Source organism: Phenylobacterium sp., from assembly GCF_036723115.1.
GTDB lineage: Bacteria > Pseudomonadota > Alphaproteobacteria > Caulobacterales > Caulobacteraceae > Phenylobacterium.
In genome coordinates, this window is record NZ_DAIMHV010000222.1 from 1 (window position 1) to 2,737 (window position 2,737).

The 2,737-nt window shown below is 69.6% G+C and carries 3 protein-coding genes; all 3 read left to right on the top strand.

Annotated features, from left to right (window positions below; genetic code table 11):
- Positions 1-463, top strand: a 463-nt coding sequence (locus V7D28_RS14695) for an EVE domain-containing protein (protein ID WP_333588131.1), incomplete at its 5' end; no start/stop codon positions are given.
- A 115-nt stretch (positions 464-578) separates the two neighbouring features.
- The gene (locus tag V7D28_RS14700) at positions 579-1,361 is read left to right on the top strand and encodes an eCIS core domain-containing protein (RefSeq protein WP_333588132.1); all 783 of its coding nucleotides are present in this window, start codon (positions 579-581) and stop codon (positions 1,359-1,361) included.
- 106 nt (positions 1,362-1,467) lie between these two features.
- The coding region (locus V7D28_RS14705) for an AbgT family transporter (protein WP_333588133.1) at positions 1,468-2,737 on the top strand (1,270 nt) is incomplete at its 3' end.

The following is a 2,737-nucleotide window of genomic DNA, read 5'->3' on the forward strand; positions in this document are numbered from 1 at the left end:
CGGCGCGTTCGCCTATAGCTTGGGCGCTTCCATGGAGGGGCGCATGGCCTACTGGCTGCTGAAATCCGAGCCGGACGTGTTTTCCTGGGACGACCTGGTCGCCCGGGGGGACGCCGGAGAACCCTGGACCGGGGTCCGCAACCACACGGCCAAGCTGAACCTGATGGCCATGAAGACGGGCGACCTCGCCTTTTTCTACCACTCGCAATCGGGCAAGGCGATCGTCGGCGTGGCCGAGGTCATCGCCGAGCACTACCCCGACCCCACGGACCCCAAGGGGGTCTTCTGCTGTGTGGACATCAAGGCGCGAAATCCCCTGCCGCGCCCCTTCACCCTGGCCGAGGCCAAGGCCGACCCGGAGCTGGCGAACATGTCGCTGGTGACCTCATTCCGTCTGTCGGTGCAGCCGGTGACGGCCGAGGCATGGGACCACATCCTGACCTGCGTGGGCCAAGCCGGCTGAAGAGGCCGCCCGGCGTCCGCCCAGGCGGACGGCCCGTAACACCTGAAGGAACCGCCGGGCGCCGGCGGGATTAAACCGGCTTCAGGTGGGGGAGCCGCCATCAGGGCCTTGTCGAGTGCTGAGACGCCGCGTTTCGTTTCCCCATCACCTCTGGCGGCCGCTGGCCGCAGCGTTCTTCGGCCTTGTGGTCGCAGCCTGTTCCGGCGAGCCCAATGATGTTCGGCTGCAACCGCCGGAGGGATGGCGCGACGCGGTTCGCGGCCAGAGCCAGGCGGCGGCCGACCGCGCCCGGCAGGCGTCAGAGGACCTTCTGCGCCGATCGCCCGCCGCCGTCGCGCCTGGCCTGGCCCAGGGCATCCGCTTCTCCCGCCGCCAGGCCCTGCGCGAGGACGTGCGCGACATCCCGCCCAATATCCGCACGGTGCTCGAGCCCTATTTCGACGAGGAGATCCTGGCCGCCACCCGCTGGACCCTCGCCGGTCAGGATCTGGGGGCGGGCTCACTCCTGGCGCGCTGGTATTATGAGGAAGGCGCGGTCACCCTGAACGACGTCATCGTCTTCTCCGACGAGGATGTGGCTCGCAATGTGTGGCTGTGGGCGCACGAACTGGCCCATGTGGAGCAGTATCGGCGCTATGGCGTGGACGGCTTCGCCAGGCGCTACGCCGAAGACTGGCGCGCCCTGGAGACCGAGGCCAGCCAGAGGGCCTTCGCCATCACCGCCGACATCCGCGCCCGCCGCGCCGCCCGGCCGACCCCGGTGAGCGCCATCGTCGAGCGCGTGGAAGAGATGCTGAGCCCCGGCGATCCGCCCGCTGAAGAGGACACGCTCGATCCACCCCACGGACACCCGGAGGATCAACCGCCATCGCCGGCCCCCGCGCCGGACCAGCCTTAAGGCGCCTGGCGGCGCAGGTCGGGACAGCGGCCCTAAGGACGTGCCGGCTTGCCATACCGGCACGTTTAGCCAAGTTTGGCGGCTGGTGATTTGAGGGGACAGTCGCATGGCGCAGGCCGGATTCCTGGGCGTGGTGGAGCGGGTCGGCAACAAGCTGCCCGATCCCGTGGTGATCTTCGTCTGGATGATCGCGGCCCTGTTCCTGGGCTCCATGATTGCAGCGGCCGCTGGTCTTTCGGCGATCAACCCCGCCACGGGTGAGACGCTGAACGCCGTCAGCCTGGCGACGTCGGAGAATCTCCGTCAGCTGTTCGTGGACATGCCGCGCACCCTGACCAGCTTCGCCCCCCTGGGCTTCGTGCTGACCGTCATGCTGGGGGCCGGGGTGGCCGAGCGGACGGGCCTTTTCTCCGCCGCCATGCGGGCCAGCGTCTCCAAGGCGCCCAAGGCCCTTCTGACCCCCATCATCATCTTTGTGGCCATCGTGTCCAACCACGCCGCCGACGCCGCCTATGTGGTGCTGGTGCCCCTGGCCGCCGTGGTCTTCGCCGCGGCCGGGCGCCATCCGGTGGCCGGAATTGCCGCAGCCTTCGCCGGCGTCTCCGGCGGCTTCTCGGCCAATCTGTTCCCGGGCCATCTCGACGCTCTGCTGCTGGGGATCACCGAGCCGGCCGCCCGCCTTCTGGACCCCACCTGGACGGCCAATATCGCCGGCAACTGGTGGTTCATCCTGGCCATGACGCTGGTGTTCACACCCCTGGGCTGGTGGGTCACCGACAGGATCGTCGAGCCGCGTCTGGGCCCCTGGACGCCCGTCGCTCCCGAACCTGCGGCGGGCTTGGACGCCGAAACCGACGGGGACTCCGAAGCCCTGCGTCAGCGCCGGGCCGAGCGCCGCGGCCTCCTGTGGGCGGGCCTGGGCGCCTTAGTGGTGGTGGGCCTCTGGGCGGCCATGACGCTGGGACCCAATGCGCCCTTCGTGGCGGCCGAAGCTGCGCCCGGAGAGCGGCTGACCCCCTTCTATTCCTCCCTGGTGGCGGGCTTCTTCCTGCTCTTCCTGGTGTGCGGCGTGGCCTATGGCGCGGGCGCAGGCACGGTGCGCAGCCAGGGTGACGTGGTGCGCCTCACCGGCCAGTCCATGGCCGAGATGGGTCCCTATATCGTGCTGGCCTTCGTGGCCGCGCACTTCGTGACCATGTTCAACTGGTCCAACCTGGGGGCGATCATCGCCATCCATGGCGCCGAGGGCCTGCGCGCCTCGGGCCTGCCCACGCCGATGCTGCTGGCCGGCATGGTGCTGCTGGCGGCCGGCATCAACCTTCTGATCGGCTCGGCCTCGGCCAAGTGGGCGGCGCTGGCGCCGGTGCTGGTGCCCA